13 protein-coding genes are annotated in these 18,381 nt (G+C 70.3%); all 13 read right to left on the bottom strand.

What is annotated here, in order from left to right; genetic code table 11:
* Window positions 1-23 precede the first annotated feature (23 nt).
* Window positions 24-1,541 (bottom strand): lysine--tRNA ligase, encoded by a 1,518-nt coding sequence (lysS, locus tag HDC36_RS03315; protein ID WP_179564409.1) that lies wholly within the window; start codon window positions 1,539-1,541, stop codon window positions 24-26.
* A 97-nt stretch (window positions 1,542-1,638) separates the two neighbouring features.
* A protein-coding gene (gene prfB / locus HDC36_RS03310) for a peptide chain release factor 2 (RefSeq protein WP_179564407.1) occupies window positions 1,639-2,764 on the bottom strand; the annotation gives its coding sequence in 2 pieces (ribosomal slippage) (window positions 1,639-2,688 and window positions 2,690-2,764; 1,125 coding nt in all).
* A gap of 97 nt (window positions 2,765-2,861) precedes the next feature.
* Window positions 2,862-3,758 (bottom strand): LytTR family DNA-binding domain-containing protein, encoded by an 897-nt coding sequence (locus tag HDC36_RS03305; protein ID WP_179564405.1) that lies wholly within the window; start codon window positions 3,756-3,758, stop codon window positions 2,862-2,864.
* 51 nt (window positions 3,759-3,809) lie between these two features.
* Window positions 3,810-6,746 (bottom strand): VIT domain-containing protein, encoded by a 2,937-nt coding sequence (locus tag HDC36_RS03300; protein WP_179564403.1) that lies wholly within the window; start codon window positions 6,744-6,746, stop codon window positions 3,810-3,812.
* A 321-nt stretch (window positions 6,747-7,067) separates the two neighbouring features.
* The gene (recJ, locus tag HDC36_RS03295; RefSeq protein WP_179564401.1) at window positions 7,068-8,798 is read right to left on the bottom strand and encodes a single-stranded-DNA-specific exonuclease RecJ; all 1,731 of its coding nucleotides are present in this window, start codon (window positions 8,796-8,798) and stop codon (window positions 7,068-7,070) included.
* The gene (locus tag HDC36_RS03290) at window positions 8,795-9,715 is read right to left on the bottom strand and encodes a phosphoglycerate mutase (RefSeq protein WP_179564399.1); all 921 of its coding nucleotides are present in this window, start codon (window positions 9,713-9,715) and stop codon (window positions 8,795-8,797) included. The genes recJ and HDC36_RS03290 overlap by 4 nt, the downstream gene beginning before the upstream one ends.
* Window positions 9,716-9,719: 4 nt before the next feature.
* Window positions 9,720-10,184: a transcription elongation factor GreA gene (greA, locus tag HDC36_RS03285; protein ID WP_170867603.1), complete on the bottom strand. Its 465-nt coding sequence runs from the start codon at window positions 10,182-10,184 to the stop codon at window positions 9,720-9,722.
* A gap of 8 nt (window positions 10,185-10,192) precedes the next feature.
* Window positions 10,193-13,435 (bottom strand): carbamoyl-phosphate synthase large subunit, encoded by a 3,243-nt coding sequence (carB, locus tag HDC36_RS03280; RefSeq protein WP_179564397.1) that lies wholly within the window; start codon window positions 13,433-13,435, stop codon window positions 10,193-10,195.
* 8 nt (window positions 13,436-13,443) lie between these two features.
* Window positions 13,444-13,887: a hypothetical protein gene (locus HDC36_RS03275; RefSeq protein ID WP_104558976.1), complete on the bottom strand. Its 444-nt coding sequence runs from the start codon at window positions 13,885-13,887 to the stop codon at window positions 13,444-13,446.
* The gene (carA, locus tag HDC36_RS03270) at window positions 13,887-15,011 is read right to left on the bottom strand and encodes a glutamine-hydrolyzing carbamoyl-phosphate synthase small subunit (protein WP_179564395.1); all 1,125 of its coding nucleotides are present in this window, start codon (window positions 15,009-15,011) and stop codon (window positions 13,887-13,889) included. The genes HDC36_RS03275 and carA overlap by 1 nt, the downstream gene beginning before the upstream one ends.
* A 161-nt stretch (window positions 15,012-15,172) precedes the next feature.
* Window positions 15,173-15,889 (bottom strand): 4-hydroxy-tetrahydrodipicolinate reductase, encoded by a 717-nt coding sequence (gene dapB / locus HDC36_RS03265; protein WP_179564393.1) that lies wholly within the window; start codon window positions 15,887-15,889, stop codon window positions 15,173-15,175.
* 363 nt (window positions 15,890-16,252) lie between these two features.
* Window positions 16,253-16,963 (bottom strand): MOSC domain-containing protein, encoded by a 711-nt coding sequence (locus HDC36_RS03260; protein ID WP_179564391.1) that lies wholly within the window; start codon window positions 16,961-16,963, stop codon window positions 16,253-16,255.
* Between the two features lie 22 nt (window positions 16,964-16,985).
* Window positions 16,986-18,200, bottom strand: coding sequence for a PLP-dependent aminotransferase family protein (locus tag HDC36_RS03255; RefSeq protein ID WP_225210146.1), 1,215 nt, complete (start codon window positions 18,198-18,200; stop codon window positions 16,986-16,988).
* Between the last annotated feature and the right edge of the window lie 181 nt (window positions 18,201-18,381).

Below are 18,381 nucleotides of genomic sequence, written 5' to 3'. Positions count from 1 at the left end.
GGCCACCGCCGCCTTCGGCTAGATTAAGCCTCCGGACGCATGTACGGGAACAGCAGCACGTCACGGATCGAATTGCTGCCGGTCAGCAACATTACCAGCCGGTCGATGCCGATGCCCAGGCCGCCGGTGGGCGGCAGGCCGACCTCCAGCGCACGGATGTAGTCGGCGTCGAAGTGCATGGCCTCGTCGTCGCCGCCCTCCTTCGCCGCCACCTGGGCCTGGAACCGGGCGGCCTGGTCTTCCGGATCGTTGAGTTCGGAGAAGCCGTTGGCGATCTCCTTGCCGTTGATGAACAGCTCGAAGCGGTCGGTATAGCCGGGTTCGGTGTCGCTGGAACGGGCCAGCGGCGACACCTCGACCGGGTGGTCGGTGATGAAGGTCGGCTGGATCAGGGTGTGCTCGACGGTGGCCTCGAAGATCTCCAGCAGCAGCTTGCCCCAGCCGTAGGACGGCTTGGTGCGGATCTTCAGCCGCTCGCAGTGGCGCAGCAGCGCCTCACGGTCGGTGCAGTCGGCGGCGCTGATCTCGGGGTTGTGGTGGCGGACCGCCTCGTCCATGCGCCAGCGGCGGAACGCCGGGGCCAGGTCGATGTCGGCGCCGTCCCAGTGCACCTGGGTGGTGCCGAGCACCTCCTGGGCCACGTCGCGGATCACGCTCTCGGTCAGGTCCATCACCTCGTGGTACGTGGCGTAGGCCTCGTACAGCTCCATCATGGTGAATTCGGGATTATGCCGGGTGCTGACGCCTTCGTTGCGGAAATTGCGGTTGATCTCGTAGACCCGTTCCAGGCCGCCGACCACCAGCCGCTTCAGGTACAGCTCCGGCGCCACCCGCAGGTACAGGTCCAGGTCCAGCGCGTTGTGGTGGGTGGTGAACGGCTTGGCGGTGGCGCCGCCGGGGATGTAATGCATCATCGGCGTCTCCACTTCCAGGAAGCGGCGCGCGTCCAGCCAGGCGCGCATCGCGCGGATGATCTTGGAGCGCTTGACGAACACCTCGCGCGCCTCCGGCGACACGATCAGGTCCACGTAGCGCTGGCGGTAGCGCTGCTCCACGTCGGACAGGCCATGCCACTTGTCCGGCAGCGGGCGCAGCGCCTTGGTCAGCAGCCGCAGCGCGGTGGCCTTGACCGACAGTTCGCCGGTCTTGGTGCGGGTCAGCCCGCCTTCCACGCCGATGATGTCGCCGATGTCCCAGCCCTTGAAAGCGTCGTAGGCCGGGCCCAGCGCGTTGGCCTGCAGGAACAGCTGAATGCGCCCGGATTCGTCCTGCAGCTGCACGAAGCTGGCCTTGCCCATCACCCGCTTGGCCAGCAGGCGCCCGGCCAGGCGCAGGCTGCGGCCTTCGGCCTCCAGCGCCTCGGCGCTCCAGCGCTCGGCATCGGCGAATTCGGCCTGCAAGTCGCCGGCGAAATCGTGGCGGCGGAAATCGTTCGGATAGGCCACGCCCTGCGCGCGCAGCGCTCCCAGCTTGGCGCGGCGTTCGGCGATGAGGCCGTTCTCGTCGACGGGAAGGGACGGCGCGGGGGTCTGCTCGGTCATGGGAATGGGTACGCGGAGAAGAAGGGAGAGGATGCAGCAGATGCGGGGGGCTGCCCCGCGTGGCCGGCCTCCGCCACGGCGGGCGGGGGCCGACGGTTCAGGCGTCGCTGCGTTTGGCGCCGACTTCCAGGCCGGACTTGAGGCTGGCCTCGACGAATTCGTCCAGGTCGCCGTCGAGCACCTTCTGCGTGTCGGTGCGTTCGATGCCGGTGCGCAGGTCCTTGATCCGGCTCTGGTCGAGCACGTAGTTGCGGATCTGGCTGCCCCAGCCGATGTCCGACTTGGTCGCCTCGACCGCGTCGCGCTCGGCGTTGCGCTTCTGGATCTCCAGCTCGTACAGCTTGGCGGCGAGCATCTTCATCGCGTTGTCGCGGTTCTGGTGCTGGCTGCGCCCGGTCTGGCAGGCCACGACGATGTTGGTCGGGATGTGGGTGATGCGCACCGCCGACTCGGTCTTGTTGACGTGCTGGCCGCCGGCGCCGGAGGAGCGGTAGACGTCGGTCCGCAGGTCGGCCGGATTGATGTCGATGTCGATGTTGTCGTCCACTTCCGGCGACACGAACACCGAGGTGAAGCTGGTATGGCGGCGGTTGTCCGAGTCGAACGGCGACTTGCGCACCAGCCGGTGCACGCCGGTCTCGGTCTTCAGCCAGCCGTAGGCGAAATCGCCTTCCACGCGCAGCGTGGCCGACTTGATCCCGGCCACTTCGCCACCGGAGACTTCCATCAGCTCGGTCTTCCAGCCGCGCGACTCGCACCAGCGCAGGTACATGCGCAGCAGGATTTCGGCCCAGTCCTGGGCCTCGGTGCCGCCGGCGCCGGCCTGGATGTCGACGAAGGCGTTGCTGGCGTCCATCTGCCCGGAGAACATGCGCTGGAATTCCAGCTTCTCCACGTGCGCCTGGAAGCGGTCGACATCGGCGACCACCGCCAGCGCGGTGTCCTCGTCGTCCTCGCTCTCGGCCAGTTCCAGGAACTCCAGCGCCTCGTTCAGCCCGTCGAGCACGCTGGCGATGCCGCCGACGGTCTTCTCCAGGTTGGCGCGTTCGCGGCCCAGGCCCTGGGCGCGTTCGGGGTCGTTCCAGACATCGGGGCTCTCAAGCTCCCGGGTGACTTCCTCTAGGCGTTCTTTCTTGACGTCGTAGTCAAAGAAACCCCCGGAGCGACAGCACCCGATCGGACAGATCGGCGATGCGGTGGCGGATGGGATTGAGTTCGATCATGGCGGCATTCCGGCAAACGGCAAACAAGAGCGCGATTCTAGCAATTCCGGCCGCCGCGCCACAGCGCGCGCGCTGCCGCGACCGGGCCGGGCCGCGATCACTCGGCGATCGCCGCCTCGCCCTCCCCGGCCGCCGTGCGCAGGGCGGCGCGGTAGCGGCGGCTGCACGGCACATGGCCGCCGTCGCGCAGGTGCACGCGCGCCTCGCCGGCCTCCAGCGGTTCGATCGACACCACGCAGCCCAGGTTGACCATGTAGCTGCGATGGATGCGCACGAACACGGCCGGGTCGAGCCTGGCCTCGATCGCGGCCATGGTGCTGCGCAGCGGGTAGTCGTGGCCGCGCACGTGCAGGTTGACGTAGTTGCCCGAGGCCTGCAGCCATTCGATATCGGCGGCGGCGACCAGGAACTCGCGGCCGAGCTTGCGCACCAGGAAGCGCTCCGGGCGCTCCAGCGACTCCACCGGCGGGCCTTCGTCGGGCGCGCCGAGCAGGGCCGCCTCGCCCTGCCAGCGGCGCAGCAGGAAGCGGTACATCTCCACGCACAGCAGCATCGAGGCCAGGCTGCGCACGTCTTTCAGATACTCGTAGGCCAGCCCCTGCGGCCACGGGCCGAAGTCGTAGTGCATGCCCTGCAGGCGGTACACCGCGCTGCGGATCGCGACCATGCCCAGCACGTGCAGCACCGACAGCGCGACGCTGCCCAGCAGGTAGGCCGGCAGACGGCGCCGCCAGTTGTCCCAATGCAACGGATGGCGCCGGGTCAGCGCCGCCAGCAGCGGCACGATCAGCAGGAACATCAGATTGCTGGACCATTCCCACAGCGCCGGCTCCCACGCGGCGAAGTGCAGCCCCGCCTTGCGGATGTCCATCAGCACGGTGACGCTGTTGGCGGTGCTGTTGACCAGGGTGAGCGCGACCCAGAAGCCGATCTCGAAGCTGCGGCGCCACGGCAGGAAGCGGGCGTAGACGCTGGTGGCGGGCGATTCGGACATGGCGCATTTTAGCGCGCCGGCCACTCGGCAATGGCCGGCGCGCGGACGGCCTCAGCGCACCTCGAACTCGCCGACCAGGATCGTCTCCTTCTTGTCCTTCAGCCGCAGCGTCACCTGCTGGTCGCGCTGCGTGGCGCTGCCCCAGCCGGTGCTCAGCTGCAGGTGCAAGGTGGTGGCGCCGGTGACCAGCGGCTGGCGGTCGCCGAAGAAGTTCGCCTCCACCTTGTACTTGCCCGGCTTGGCCCGGCGCAGCGAGAACTCTTCCGGCCCGTAGCCGCCGGTGAAGTCCTGCGACAGCTGCCCGCCCTGGTAGGTCGAGCGGTGCGCGTAGTAGCAGCGCTCGCCGTTGGGATCGGTCACCCACAGATCCATGTCGCTGTTGTCGCTGTCCCAGTTCAGCACCACGCGCAGGTCCAGCGGCAGGTTGCGCTGCAGGCGCGGGTCGATGAAGGCGGTCTGCAATGGCCGCTGCGAGCGCGCCACGATCGCGTTCAATTCGTTCAAGGCGATCAGCGCCACGCCGTCGAAGCGGGGGTCCCAGTCGCGTGCGACCACCTGGTACAGCTGTTCGATCGCGGCCTGCGCGTCGCCGCGCGCGGCGTAGGCCAGGCCCAGGTCGCGGAAGCTCTGCGGCTCTTCCTCGCCCAGCCGCAGCACCTGCTCGAACACCGGCACGGCCAGGTCCGCCCTTCCCGCCTGCAGCAACCGGTAGCCGAGCACGCGCAGCACATGGCGGTTCTCCAGCTGCAGTTCGGCCAGGTTCGACAGCACGCGCAGCGCCAGCTCGCGCTGGCCGCGTTCGAACAGCACATCGGCCACGTCCAGATAGAACGCCACGCTGTCGGCATGCGCGGCGCGCTCGCTCAGGTACAGCGGATAGACCGCCTCCGGCGCGGCGGCACGCAGGCGCCGGGCGTAGGGCGAATCCGGCTGCCACGGCTGCAATGCCAGGGAAATCGTGGTGGATGCGGGCGCGCCGGCACGCGCATCGGCGTTCGCCGCGTCGCCGTCCGAGGCCGCGACCGCGCCGGTGACGACCACCGCCTCCAGCTCGGCGGACTCCGCGGCCGGCATCGGCGCGGCGGGTGCAGGCGGCGGCGCCATGGCCATCGCCGGTGCGGGCCGCGAAACGCCGTCCCGCCGCTCCCGACTGGCGTCGTGCTCCTCGCGTTGCGGCTTGGGCTGCGGCGGCGCGTTCTTCGGGAACGTGCGCTGCCACCAGGCGACGCGCTGGGCGAAATCCTCGGCGACGCGATCGATGCGCTGCTTGCGCTGCTCGCCCTGCGCTTGCTGGCGCTGCGCCTGCGCGCGCGCCACCGCCTCGCGCAGCGCCGCTGGCGGCGCGATGGCGTAGCGCACGTAGTCGTCGACGTTCTCCAGCACCAGCAGCGAGGTCTCGGCGCTGACCAGGCCAAAGCGGCTGGCCAGTTGCTGGCGGCGTGCGGCGTCGCCTGTCGGATCGGCGGCCAGGCTGCGCAGCATGGCCCGCGCCCAGGCGCCCGGCACCAGCTCGCCCGGCACCTCGCTGGCGTCGCGCAACGGGAGACTCAGGCGGCGCGTGCTGGCGGCGGTGGCGATCTCCAGGTGCAGCGTCGCATCGGCCGCGAGCAGGCGCCCGGCGATGCGCAGATAGCCGTCGTCGGCGTAGCGCGAATCGGCGACCAGATCGGCGACGCCCTCGCCCTGTAACGCCACCAGTTCGCCGCCGCGCTGCAGCAGCCGTTCGCTGGCCTGCTGCACGCCCTGCACGCCATGCAGCTCGATCAAGCGGCCGCCGCGCGCTTCCGCCGATGCCGCCAGGCGTGCGGCATCGGCATGGGCACCGGCCGAATCGACCGCGTACAGGCGCTGGCCCGGCGCCAGCGCCGGCAAGGCCTGCGCGCCGTAATTGCCCAGGCCATCGCTGAACAACAGATACTCCTGCACGTCCGCCACCGGCCGCCAATCGCCCAGCGCGCTGGCGCCGTCCGGCTGCAGGCCCTGCAGCGTCGCCTTCAACGCGCTCCAGTCGCCGGCGCGCACCTGGAACCGGCGCGGCGCCTCGGCGCGGTCGCGCAGCACGACCAGATCGACCTGCGCGTTGCCCAGCGCGGCGAAATAGCGCTGCAGCAAGGCCAGTTCGGCGGCAATGTCGCGCTGCCGCGCCGAACCCGATGCATCCCACAGCAGGCCGATGCGCTGCGGCAACGGGCGTGCGCCGTGCAGATCGGCGATCGGCAGCAGCGCCTGGAAATAGCGCTGGCCGTCGTGGCTGCCGACCGCGACGCGCGGATCGCTGGTCGCGCGCAACGACAGCGCCAGTTCCCTGGGCAGTTGCGCGGGCGTGCCCGACCACGCCGCCGCGTAACCGCCGGGCGCCGGCGACAGGCGCAGGCCCGCAGGCAACGCGGCGGTGTCCACCGGCGCCGCCTGCGTGCTCAATGCCAGGCGCAGCGTCTGGGCGCTGGCCGCATAGCCCAGCGGCAGCCGCCACTGCCAACCGGCGGCAGTGCGCGGCAGCGACTCGCGATAGACCAGGCGCACGCGGCGGCTGCCGTGCGCGGGAATCGGATAGAGCCGCAGCTGAAACTGGTTGCCGGCGGTCTGCTCGACCAGGCCCGGGTCCACGCCGCGCCGCTCGATCGCCTCGAACACCTGCCGCCCGCGCGCCTTCGGCACCGGCACCGCGTCGCGCATCTGTCCGTCGATGTCCAAGGCGAAGCCGCTGATCTGCTGGCCCTCGCGCAGCGGGAACGCCAGTTGCCCTTCCAGCACGCGCGCATTGGGGTTGAAGAACAGCAGCTCCACCGTGGTTTCGGCCAGGCCGGCCGCGGCGTGCGCGCTCACCGTCGCCGAGCGCAGCTCGACCGGGCGCTCGCTGTGATCGGTCTTCAGCAGTGGGGCGAGGAGTTGCCGCTGCGGCGCGGTCTGGGCCAAGGCCGGCACGGCGGCCGCCGACAACAGCGAGAACAACAGCAGGCACAGGCCTTTGCGCGCGACGTACGGCATGGATCACTCCTTGATGGGACGGTACAGCTTGAACGTCCGGGGCGGCGCAGCGGGGTTATCCGGAATCTTCGCGCGGTGTGCTCGGGCCGCTGAGTCTTGCATCGATGCGGCTGATCCCAGCTTCACCCAAGCCGTCTGCGGGGGAGAGAGGCTGGCTGTTCCCTTCTCCCGTCGGGACCATGGCCCGCTTTTCGGGGGAAGGTGGCCCGCAGGGCCGGATGAGGGTCCGGGCGCCGCCTCGTGCACCCAACGCTGCGAGTCGCTTTCGCGCCGTACCCTCACCCCAACCCCTCTCCCGAGGGGAGAGGGGCCAAGGACGGATCAGCCCGACAGGCTCCGGCAGTGCTCCACCACCAGTTGCACCGCGTCGCCGCCGCGGTAGTCGTCGGCGACCAGGCGGTAGGCGATGTGCACGCGGCGGCCGGGTTCGTCGCCGCGCCACCCGTTGAAATGGATCGCGTTCAATGGCTCGCCGCGGCCGGCGCAGCGCAGGCTCAGCTTGAGGTGGCGCTCCTTCAGCAGGCGCCACTGCAGCACCTCGAACTCGCCGTCGAACAGCGGCTCGGGGAAGCCCTGTCCCCATGGACCGGCCAGGCGCAGCGCCTCGGCATGGCGATGGTCCAGCTCGTGCGGATCCAGTGCGCCGTCGCTGAGCAGTTCGGCCTGCAGCAGCGCCGCGTCCAGGCTGGCCAGCGCATGCTCGCGGAACAGCTGTTCGAACTCGGCCAGCGCGGCCTGCGGCAGGCTCAGGCCCGCGGCCATCGCATGGCCGCCGAACTTGTCCATCAATCCGGGCCGGCGCGCCTCCACCGCGGCCATCGCGTCGCGGATATGGAAGCCGGGAATCGAGCGCGCCGAGCCGCGCAACTGGTCGCTGCCCGGCTCGGCCGGGGCGAAGGCGATCACCGGGCGATGCAGGCGGTCCTTCATCTTCGAGGCGACCAGGCCGATCACGCCCGGATGCCAGTCGGCATCGAACAGGCACACCGCCACCGGTGGCGCGTCCGGCGCGGCCAGCAGCGCCTGCGCCACCGTGGCCTCGGCCTCGTCGGTCATCTGCTGCTGCACCGCGCGGCGCTCGCCGTTGATCTGTTCCAGCGTGGCGGCGATTTCGCGCGCCTGCTGCGGGTCCTCGCACAGCAGCAGCTCGATGCCCAGCGCCATGTCCTCGAGCCGGCCGGCGGCGTTGAGCCGCGGCGCCAGCGCGAAACCGATGTCGCTGGCGCTGAGCCGCGCCGGATCGCGGCCGCTGGCTTCGATCAGGGCGCGCAGGCCGATGCAGCCGTCGCCGCGCTGCAGGCGGCGCAGCCCGGCCGACACCAGCGCGCGATTGTTCGTGTCCAGCGGCACCAGGTCGGCGACGGTGCCGACCGCGACCAGGTCCAGCAACACCGTCAGATCCGGCGCCTGGGTCGCGAACGCACCGCGCTCGCGCAGGTGCCGGCGCAACGCCAGCAACACGTAGAAGATCACCCCGACGCCGGCCAGCATCTTGCTCGGGAACGCGTCGCCGGCCAGGTTCGGATCGACGATCGCGTCGGCCGGCGGCAGCACGCTGCCCGGCAAGTGGTGGTCGGTGACCAGCACCTGCCAGCCCAGCGCCTTGGCCGCGGCGACGCCGGCATGGCAGGCGATGCCGTGATCCACGGTGACCAGCAGGTCCGGCTGCAGCGGCGCCAGCTCGGCGACCAGCGCCGGCGACAGGCCGTAGCCGTGCACCATGCGGTTCGGCACCGCGTGCAGCACCTGCGCGGCGCCGAGCAGGCGCAGCCCGCGCACCGCGACCGCGCAGGCGGTGGCGCCGTCGCAATCGAAATCGCCGACGACCAGGATCCGTTTGCCGGCGGCGATCGCGGCGGCCAGCAGCGCGACCGCCGCGTCGATGCCGCTCAGCGCATCCGGCGGCAGCAGCTGCGCCAGCTTCGGCTGCGCCAGGCTGGCGTCGTGGGCGCCGCGCGCGGTGTAGATGCGGCGCAACAGCGGCAGCACGCTGTCCGTCCACGGCCCACCCTCGGCGGCCGGCCGCCGGGTGATGCGCAGCGGCGGGCTCATGCGTCCAGGCGTGCCAGCGGGCGCCGCCAGAAGCGCCAGCGCTGCTCGCGCTCGATCCGGAAACGGGTGCCGTCCTCGAAATCCAGCAGCAGTTGCTGCAGTTCGCCCAGGCGCAGCGCTTCGAGCAGCGGCTGCATCACCTCGCCGACGAACTGCTCGGGCGCGCGCAGCTGGCGCAGATCGACCAGCGCATCGACGCGCGGCGTTTGCCCGGCGTCGATGCCGGCGGCCTGGGTCAGCGCGCGCAGCAGCGGCTCGCGGCTGCGCACCTGCGCATGCGCGCTGGTCACCGTGGCCGGCAACGCGCCACCGCCCCAGAACCACAGCGAGTTGATTGCCGGCTGCCCGCGCGCACTGCGTTCGCGGTTCCACGGATGCTGGTGCAGCAGCACCTGCGCCTCGGTCAGCAGCGCCCGCCAGCGGCGCCCGCCCTCGCCCTGCGGCAGATGGTCGAACAGATCGGCGCCGAGCACCTGCGCCGGTGCGGCGAACGCGGGCAGCACGCTGTCCGGCGCCAGGCGCAGATACCAGCGGGTGGCTTCCGGCGCGTCCAGGACCAGGCCGGCCTCCGCGAACAGGTCCTGCAGCGACGGCAGCAGCGCGGCCAGGTCGATGGCGTCGATCGCGAGCATGTCGCCGTGCGCCATCAGCCGCGCGCCCTGCATGTCCGGCACCACATACGCCGGATCGGCGCGCAGCCACACGGCGTCGCCGGCGTCGCCGGCGTCCAGCTGGCGGGTCAACGCCGCCACCGGCCATTGCCCGGGCGGCAGCGTGAAATGGCGGCGCAACTGCGCTTCGGAACCGGGCTCCAGGCGCTCGCGGTCGGCGCGGCCGAACGCCCGCGCCACCTCGCCGGTCAGCGCCGCAGCGGCCAGGCGCGCGCGCTCCGGCAACAACAAGGTGGCGACCGCCACGACGTCAGCCGACGTATTCGACGCTGACGATCTCGTACTCGCGACGGCCGGCCGGGGCGTCGATGCTGACACTGTCGCCTTCCAGCTTGCCGATCAGCGCGCGCGCCAGCGGCGAGGAGATCGCGATCAGGCCCAGCTTGATGTCCGCTTCCAGATCGCCGACCAGCTGGTAGCGCTTCTCTTCGTCGTTTTCCACGTCGGCCAGGGTCACGGTCGCGCCGAACACCACCTTGCTGCCGACCGCCAGCTTGCTGACGTCGATGATCTCGGCATGCGACAGCTCGCTCTCCAGCTGCTTGATGCGGCCTTCGATGAAGCTCTGCTGCTCGCGCGCGGCGTGGTACTCGGCGTTTTCCTTCAGGTCGCCGTGCGCGCGCGCCTCGGCGATCGCGGCGATGACCTGCGGCCGCTTGACCGACTTCAACTGGTCCAGTTCCTCGCGCAAACGCAGCGCGCCTTGCATGGTGATCGGGGCTCTCACGCTTCCAGCTCCTTGTGCAGTTCCTGCAGCGCCCAGACCGGACCGGTGCCGCGGAATTCCAATGAATGCACCAGCGCGCGGGCGCCGGCAACGGTGGTCGAATAGGTGACGCGCTGCTGCAGGGCTTCGCGCCGGATCGAGAACGAATCGGAGATCGCCGCACGGCCCTCGGTGGTGTTGACGATATACACGATTTCGCCGTTCTTGATCAGATCGACGATATGCGGGCGGCCTTCGGCCACCTTGTTGATCTGGTCGCACTGCAGGCCATGCTGGCGCAACCACGCGCAGGTGCCGCTGGTGGCCACCAGGGTGTAGCCGCGCTCGACCAGCGCCTGCGCCACCGGCAGCACGCGCTGCTTGTCCGGGTCGCGCACCGACAGGAACGCCTTGCCCAGCGGCGGCGCCTTGATCCCGCCGGCTTCCTGCGCACGCGCGAACGCGGCGCCGAAGCTGCGGCCCACGCCCATCACCTCGCCGGTGGAGCGCATCTCCGGGCCGAGGATCGGGTCCACGCCCTGGAACTTGGCGAACGGGAAGATCGCTTCCTTCACCGAGTAGTAGTCGGGCACGATCTCCTTCAGCGCGCCCTGCTCGGCCAGGGTCTTGCCGGCCATGCAGCGCGCGGCGATCTTGGCCAGCGCCATGCCGGTGGCCTTGGACACGAACGGCACCGTGCGCGAGGCGCGCGGGTTCACTTCCAGCAGGAACACGATGTCGTCGCCGGCTTCGTCCACCTGCACCGCAAACTGGGTGTTCATCAGCCCGACCACGTTCAGGCCCTTGGCCAGCATCACCACCTGGCGGCGCAGTTCGGCCTGGGTCTTGGCCGACAGCGAGTACGGCGGCAGCGAGCACGAGGAGTCGCCCGAATGCACGCCGGCTTCCTCGATGTGCTCCATCACCCCGCCGATCAGCACCTGGCCGTCCTTGTCGGCGATGATGTCCACGTCCACTTCCACCGCGTTGTCGAGGAAGCGGTCCAGCAGCACCGGCGAGTCGTTGGAGACCTTGACCGCGTCGCGCACGTAGCGCGCCAGGTCCGATTCGCCGTAGACGATCTCCATCGCGCGGCCGCCGAGCACATAGCTCGGGCGCACCACCAGCGGATAGCCGATCTCGCGCGCCAGCACCAGCGCCTCTTCAGCGTTGCGCGCGATGCGGTTCGGCGGCTGCTTCAGGCCCAGCTTGTCGACCAGCTGCTGGAAGCGCTCGCGGTCCTCGGCCAGGTCGATCGAGTCCGGGCTGGTGCCGATCACCGGCACGCCGTTGGCCTCCAGTGCGCGCGCCAGCTTCAGCGGGGTCTGCCCGCCGTACTGCACGATCACGCCCTTGGGCTGCTCCAGCTCGACGATCTCCAGCACGTCTTCCAGGGTCAGCGGCTCGAAGTACAGGCGGTCGGAGGTGTCGTAGTCGGTGGACACGGTTTCCGGATTGCAGTTGACCATGATGGTTTCATAGCCATCCTCGCGCAGCGCCAGCGCCGCGTGCACGCAGCAGTAGTCGAACTCGATGCCCTGGCCGATGCGGTTGGGGCCGCCGCCGAGGATCATGATCTTGTCGCGGTTGCTCGGCTTGGCCTCGCACTCGTCCTCGTAGGTCGAATACAGGTAGGCGGTGTCGGTGGCGAATTCGGCCGCGCACGAGTCCACCCGCTTGTACACCGGGCGCACCTTGTGCGCGCGGCGCAGCGCGCGCACCGCCGCCTCGTTGGTGCCGCACAGTTCGGCCAGTCGCGCATCGGAGAAACCGGCACGCTTGAGCGTGCGCAGGCGCGCGGCATCCAGCGAGCCCAGGCCGTCGGCGGCCAGCTGCTTCTCCTGCGCGATCAGGTCCTCGATCTGGTCCAGGAACCAAGGATCGATGAACGACAGCGCATGCACCTGCTCCACGCTCATGCCGGCGCGGAACGCATCGGCGACGTAGAACAGCCGCTCCGGACCGGGCGCCTTCAACTCGCGCTTGAGCGCGGCCATGTCGTCCTCGCTGCCCAAGTCCAGCCCGGTCGGGTCGAGCCCGATCTTGCCGGTCTCCAGGCCGCGCAGCGCCTTCTGCAGCGATTCGGAGAAGGTGCGGCCCATCGCCATCACCTCGCCCACCGACTTCATCTGCGTGGTCAGGCGCGCATCGGCCTGCGGGAACTTCTCGAACGCGAAGCGCGGGATCTTGGTGACCACGTAGTCGATCGACGGCTCGAACGAGGCCGGGGTCAGGCCGCCGGTGATCTCGTTCTTCAGTTCGTCCAGCGTGTAGCCGACCGCCAGCTTGGCGGCGACCTTGGCGATCGGGAAGCCGGTGGCCTTGGAGGCCAGCGCCGAGGAGCGCGACACGCGCGGGTTCATCTCGATGACGACGACGCGGCCGGTCTGCGCATTGATGCCGAACTGCACGTTGGAGCCGCCGGTGTCCACGCCGATCTTGCGCAGCACCGCGATCGAGGCGTCGCGCAGGCGCTGGTATTCCTTGTCGGTGAGGGTCTGCGCCGGGGCGACGGTGATCGAGTCGCCGGTGTGCACGCCCATCGGGTCCAGGTTCTCGATCGAACAGACGATGATGCAGTTGTCCGCGGTGTCGCGGACCACTTCCATCTCGAACTCCTTCCAGCCCAGCACCGATTCCTCGACCAGCACTTCGCTGGTCGGCGACAGCTCCAGGCCGCGGGTCACGATCTCGATCAGTTCCTCGCGGTTGTAGGCGATGCCTCCGCCGCTGCCGCCGAGGGTGAAGCTGGGGCGGATGATGGTCGGATAGCCGACCCGGGTCTGGATCTCCAGCGCTTCCTCGAGGGTGTGCGCCACCGCCGCCTTCGGGCATTCCAGGCCGATCTCGCCCATCGCCACGCGGAACAGCTCGCGGTCCTCGGCCATCATGATCGCTTCGCGCTTGGCGCCGATCAGTTCCACGCCGTACTTTTCCAGCACGCCGTGGTCGGCCAGGTCCAGCGCGCAGTTCAGCGCGGTCTGCCCGCCCATGGTCGGCAGCAGCGCATCGGGCTTTTCCTTGGCGATGATCTTCTCGACCGTCTGCCAGTTGATCGGCTCGATGTACACGGCGTCGGCCATGTTCGGGTCGGTCATGATCGTGGCCGGGTTGCTGTTGACCAGCACCACCCGGTAGCCCTCGTCGCGCAGCGCCTTGCACGCCTGCGCGCCGGAGTAGTCGAACTCGCAGGCCTGGCCGATGACGATCGGGCCGGCGCCGATGATGAGGATGGTTTTTAGGTCGGTGCGCTTGGGCATGGGGATTCTCAGTAAAGTCGGTCCTGCCACGCCGCGGGGGCGCGCCAGGTGATCTGGTCGGACGATCGGGCGTCGATCGCACCATGGTCGACCGCGGCGCGAACCTCGCGCTGCATCGCGGCCCAGCTGGGAGCGGCGGCGCCGATGCGCGCGCCGATCCGGTTGTTGTGGGCATCCATCGCCCGGCTCGCGTTGCCGCGCCCGTCGCGCTCCATCACCGCCGTCACCCAGTCCACGCAACGCGGCGACAGGGTGTAGGCGACGATGGCGCTGGCCAGGCTGTGGCGGTACGCATCGGCCGGGCCGTTGCGCCCGCCGGGCAGACCGGCGCCGAGCCACTGCGCGTAGACCGCGACCAGCACGAACAGCGGATACGCCGCGAGCGCCAGCAACGCCAATACGCCCCAACGCCAGCGGCGTGGACGCAGCGACGGCGCCAGCGCGGCGCTCATCAGGCGGCGGCCGCCATCAGCGCGGTGAAGCGATCGAACAGCGGCGCCACGTCGCGCGGACCCGGCGAGGCTTCCGGGTGGCCCTGGAAGCTGAAGGCCGGCGCGTCGGTCAGTTCGATGCCCTGGTTGGTGCCGTCGAACAGCGAGCGGTGGGTCACCCGCACGTTGGCCGGCAGCGACGCTTCGTCCACCGCGAAGCCGTGGTTCTGCGAGGTGATCATCACCCGGCCGCTGTCCAGGTCCTGCACCGGATGGTTGGCGCCGTGGTGGCCATGGCCCATCTTCAGGGTCTGCGCGCCGGCGGCCAGCGCCAGCAGCTGGTGGCCCAGGCAGATGCCGAAGGTCGGGATCTTCCTGGCCACGATTTCCTTGATCGCCGCGATCGCGTAGTCGCACGGCGCCGGATCGCCCGGGCCGTTGGACAGGAACACGCCGTCCGGCTGCATCGCCAGCACCTCGGCGGCAGGCGTCTGCGCCGGCACCACGGTGACCTCGCAACCGCGCTCGGCGAGCATGCGCAGGATGTTGAGCTTCACGCCGTAGTCGTAGGCCACCACCTTGTACTTCGGTGCGGCCTGGGCGAACGCGTTGCTGTCCAGGTCGAGCTGGCCGTCGCGCCACGGATAGGCCTTGCCGGTGGAGACCACCTTGGCCAGGTCCATGCCCTTGAGCCCGGGGAACTTGCGCGCCGCTTCCAGCGCGGTGTCCACGTTCACTTCGCCGGCCATCACCGCGCCGTTCTGCGATCCCTTTTCGCGCAGGATGCGGGTCAGCTTGCGGGTATCGATGCCGGCGATGGCGACCACGCCGCGCTGGATCAGCCAGTCCGGCAGCGATACCTGGCTGCGCCAGTTGCTGGGACGGCGCGGCACGCTGCGCACGATCAGCCCGGCCGACCAGACCTGGGCGGCTTCGTCGTCCTGGTCGGTGCAGCCGGTGTTGCCGATATGCGGGTACGTCAGGGTGACCAGCTGACGGGCGTAGGAGGGATCGGTGAGGATCTCCTGGTAGCCGGTCATCGCGGTGTTGAACACCACTTCGCCGACGGACAGGCCGGCGGCGCCTACGGATTCGCCCTCGAACACGGTGCCGTCTTCAAGGACAAGGATTGCGGGTTGAGTCACGGGGTTCGCCTTGGGGAGAGAGGAACCCTGCCCCACCAACTTGCGGCTGCAAGAAACCGCGAACTCGGCGCTTCTCCGGGTCCGTGGCGATGGGTAACAGGCGAGCGAGAATTGTACCGACGCGGACCTGTCCGCGCCAGACGTTTATGTGAAAGCGCCGTTCAGCCGAGCAGATCGCGCAGCCGGTAGGCCCCGGGCGCGCGGCCCGGCAGGCGCGCGGCGGCATGCAGCGCGCCGCGGGCGAAGATGTCGCGGTTGCTGGCGCGGTGCACCAGTTCCACCCGCTCGCCGAGTCCGGCGAACTGCACCAGGTGCTCGCCGACGATGTCGCCGGCGCGCAAGCTGGCGTAGCGCGGCTGCGCGCCGCCATGCGCGGCGGCCTCGCCCAGGGTCAGCGCGGTGCCGGACGGCGCGTCCTGCTTGTGCACGTGGTGCGATTCGACGATGTCGCAATCCCAGCCCGGCAGCGCCGCGGCGGCGCGTTCCACCAGGTCGTTCAGCACCGCCACGCCGAGGCTGAAGTTGGACGCCCAGATCAGCGGGATGCCCGCCGCCGCGTCGGCCAGTGCCTGCCGCTGCGCCGCGTCCAGGCCGGTGGTGCCGGACACCAGCGCCGCGCCGCGCGCCACGCACAGCGCCAGCACCGGGTCGAAGCCCTGCGGCAGGCTGAAATCCACCGCCACGTCGAACGCCGGCGCGCCGTTCAGCTCGGCCGCGGCGAAGTACGGCACCCCGTCGACCACCCGCTGCGCCGGCGCACGCCGGATCACCGCCCCCACCACCTGCAGCGCCGGGTCCTGCGCCGCCAGGCGCAACAGCGCCTGGCCCATGCGGCCGGATGCACCATGAATCAACACACGTACGGGGGAAGTCGTCATCGCACAAGGCTAGCGGTTTGTCGCGGTGGGCGACAGGGGTGCGGCGCCGTGGCGTTGGTCGGCAACGCAGGCGGGTCGAGCGTTGACGGCATCCGGCAACGGAAGTTCATCGCGGCTGCAGTCGCTCCCACAACGGTCTTGTGGCCCTCTTGCAGGGTGCCCTGTAGGAGCGGCTTTAGCCGCGACAGACAAGCGAAATCGCAAGGCTTACTGACATCCCTTGTCGCGGCTGAAGCCGCTCCTACAGGGGCTTGCGGACAGCGGGCTGGGTGCACTGTGGAAGGGCTGCAGACCCGACGCCATTCAACCCCGGAAGGTCCGCGGTTCCGCTGGTCGCCGCCGCTGGCCCTGCGGTTGAGCGCCCTACTCGGCCGCCGGCTGCCCCAGCAGGCGCTTGTCCCAGCACTCGACCTCGCGCTGGGCCAGGCGCCGCTCGAACAGCACGCGCCAGTTCGGCACCAGCGGCAGTTCCAGCACCTGCTCCAGCTGCGCCGGATCCACCTCGCGCCGATACAGCAGCTGGATCAGGCGGGTCAGCGACCAGTCCGGGTAGGGCCGCTCCAGCAGGGTCAGGCGATCGCCGGCGGCGACCTCGCCCGGCTGCAGCACGCGGTAATACCAGCCGGTGCGGCCGCTTTCCTGCACGCGCCGCGCCAGCGTGGCCACACCGAAGCGGTCGGACAGCTTCCAGCACGGCTGCCGCGACTGCGAAACCTCGACCAGCGCCGTGCCCAGCCGCAGCCGGTCGCCCAGGCACAGGTCGGCCTCGGTGGCGCCGAGCGTGCTGAGGTTCTCGCCGAATGCGCCCGGCGCCTCCAGCAAGGCATGCGCACCCAGTTCCTGGCGCCAGGCCGCGTAGTGGTCGCACGGATAGTGGTGCAGCGCCTTGTCCGGGCCGCCGTGCACGCGACGGTCGCCCTGCTCGTCCAGTTCCAGGCCGTCGATGCCGATCCGCAACCGCCCCGGCAGCGGCCGCTTGGCGATCGCGCTGCGGCTGCCGGGCCGGGTGAACGCCTGCGCACGGCCGACCAGCACCGCGTCCACGCCCAGGTCCAATGCCGCAGCCGAGTGCATGCGCAGGCGTCCGGGTGCCGGATCAGGCCGCCGCGCTGCGATGCGCGGCGATCTCGGCCTGCAGCAGTTCGCCGAGGATGCGCACGCCGCGCTCGATGCGCTCTTCCGGCACGGTCACGAACGACAGGCGCAGGGTATTGCGCTGCGGTTCGACCGCGTAGAACGGCGCGCCCGGCACGAAGGCGACGTTGCGCTCGATCGCCTTGGCCAGCAGCGCGCCGCCGTCCATGCCTGCCGGCAGTTCGACCCAGATGAACATGCCGCCGGCGGGACGATTCCAGCGCACCTGTGACGGGAAATACTTCTCCAGCGCCGCCAGCATCTGCTGGCAGCGGCTCGCGTACAGGCTGCGGATACCGGGGATGTGCGCATCCAGGAAGCCGTCCTGCACCGCCTCGTAGACGATGCGCTGGCTGAACGAGGGCGTGTGCAGGTCCGCCGCCTGCTTGGCCTGCACCAGCTTGGCGTGCACCGCTTCCGGCGCGACCACGAAACCCAGGCGCAGGCCAGGCGCCAGCACCTTGGAGAACGAGCCCATGTAGATGGCCCCGTCCGGATTCATCGACAGCAGGCTCGGCAGCGTGTCGCCGCTGTAGCACAGCTCGCCGTAGGGGTCGTCCTCGACGATGGGCACGCCGGCGGCGGCCGCGCGCGCGACCAGCGCCTGGCGCCGGTGCAGCGGCAGGCGCCGCCCGGTCGGGTTCTGGAAGTTCGGCAGGCAGTACATGAAGCGCGCGCCGGCCAGTTGCGCGTCGTCCAGCGCATCCACCACCAGCCCGTCGTCGTCGGACTGCATCGCCGCGAACGCCGGCTGGAACAGCGAGAACGCCTGCAGCGCACCGAGATAGCTCGGCGTCTCCACCAGCACCTTGCTGCCTTCGTCGATGAACACCTTGCCGAGCAGGTCCAGGCCCTGCTGCGATCCGGTGGTGATCAGCACCTGGCCGGGGCGGATGCTGGCGCCGTCGCGGCTCACCCGCGCCGCCACCCATTCGCGCAAGGGCAGATAGCCTTCGGTCGGGCCGTATTGCAGCGCCGCCTGCGGCGCCTCGCGCAGCACCTTGTCGCAGGCGTACTGCATGCGCGCCACCGGGAACGTGTCCGGCGACGGCAGCCCGCCGGCGAAGGAGATCACCTCCGGGCGTTCGGTGACCTTGAGGATTTCGCGGATCGCCGAACTGGTCAGCGCCTGCGCACGGCGGGAGAACTGGAAGGAGGTCGTCATGGCCACTAGCATAGCGGCAGCATGGCCGCGCTCCACTGTGCAGCGCAGCGCAAGCGACAGCGCCGGCCGGCGATGGACCGGGCCGACCCAGGCCTGCGCTGGCGCAGGCCTGGGTCGGCAACGTCGACGCACGATGGTGGCGTCGCTACGCGTGGCGGTCCGCAGGAACGGAGCGCCCAGGGTGGCGCGCGCC

Source organism: Xanthomonas sp. JAI131, from assembly GCF_013410075.1.
GTDB lineage: Bacteria > Pseudomonadota > Gammaproteobacteria > Xanthomonadales > Xanthomonadaceae > Xanthomonas_A > Xanthomonas_A bonasiae.
The sequence above is the reverse complement of the archived record's forward strand: the minus strand, read 5'-3'. Positions and strand labels throughout refer to the sequence as shown.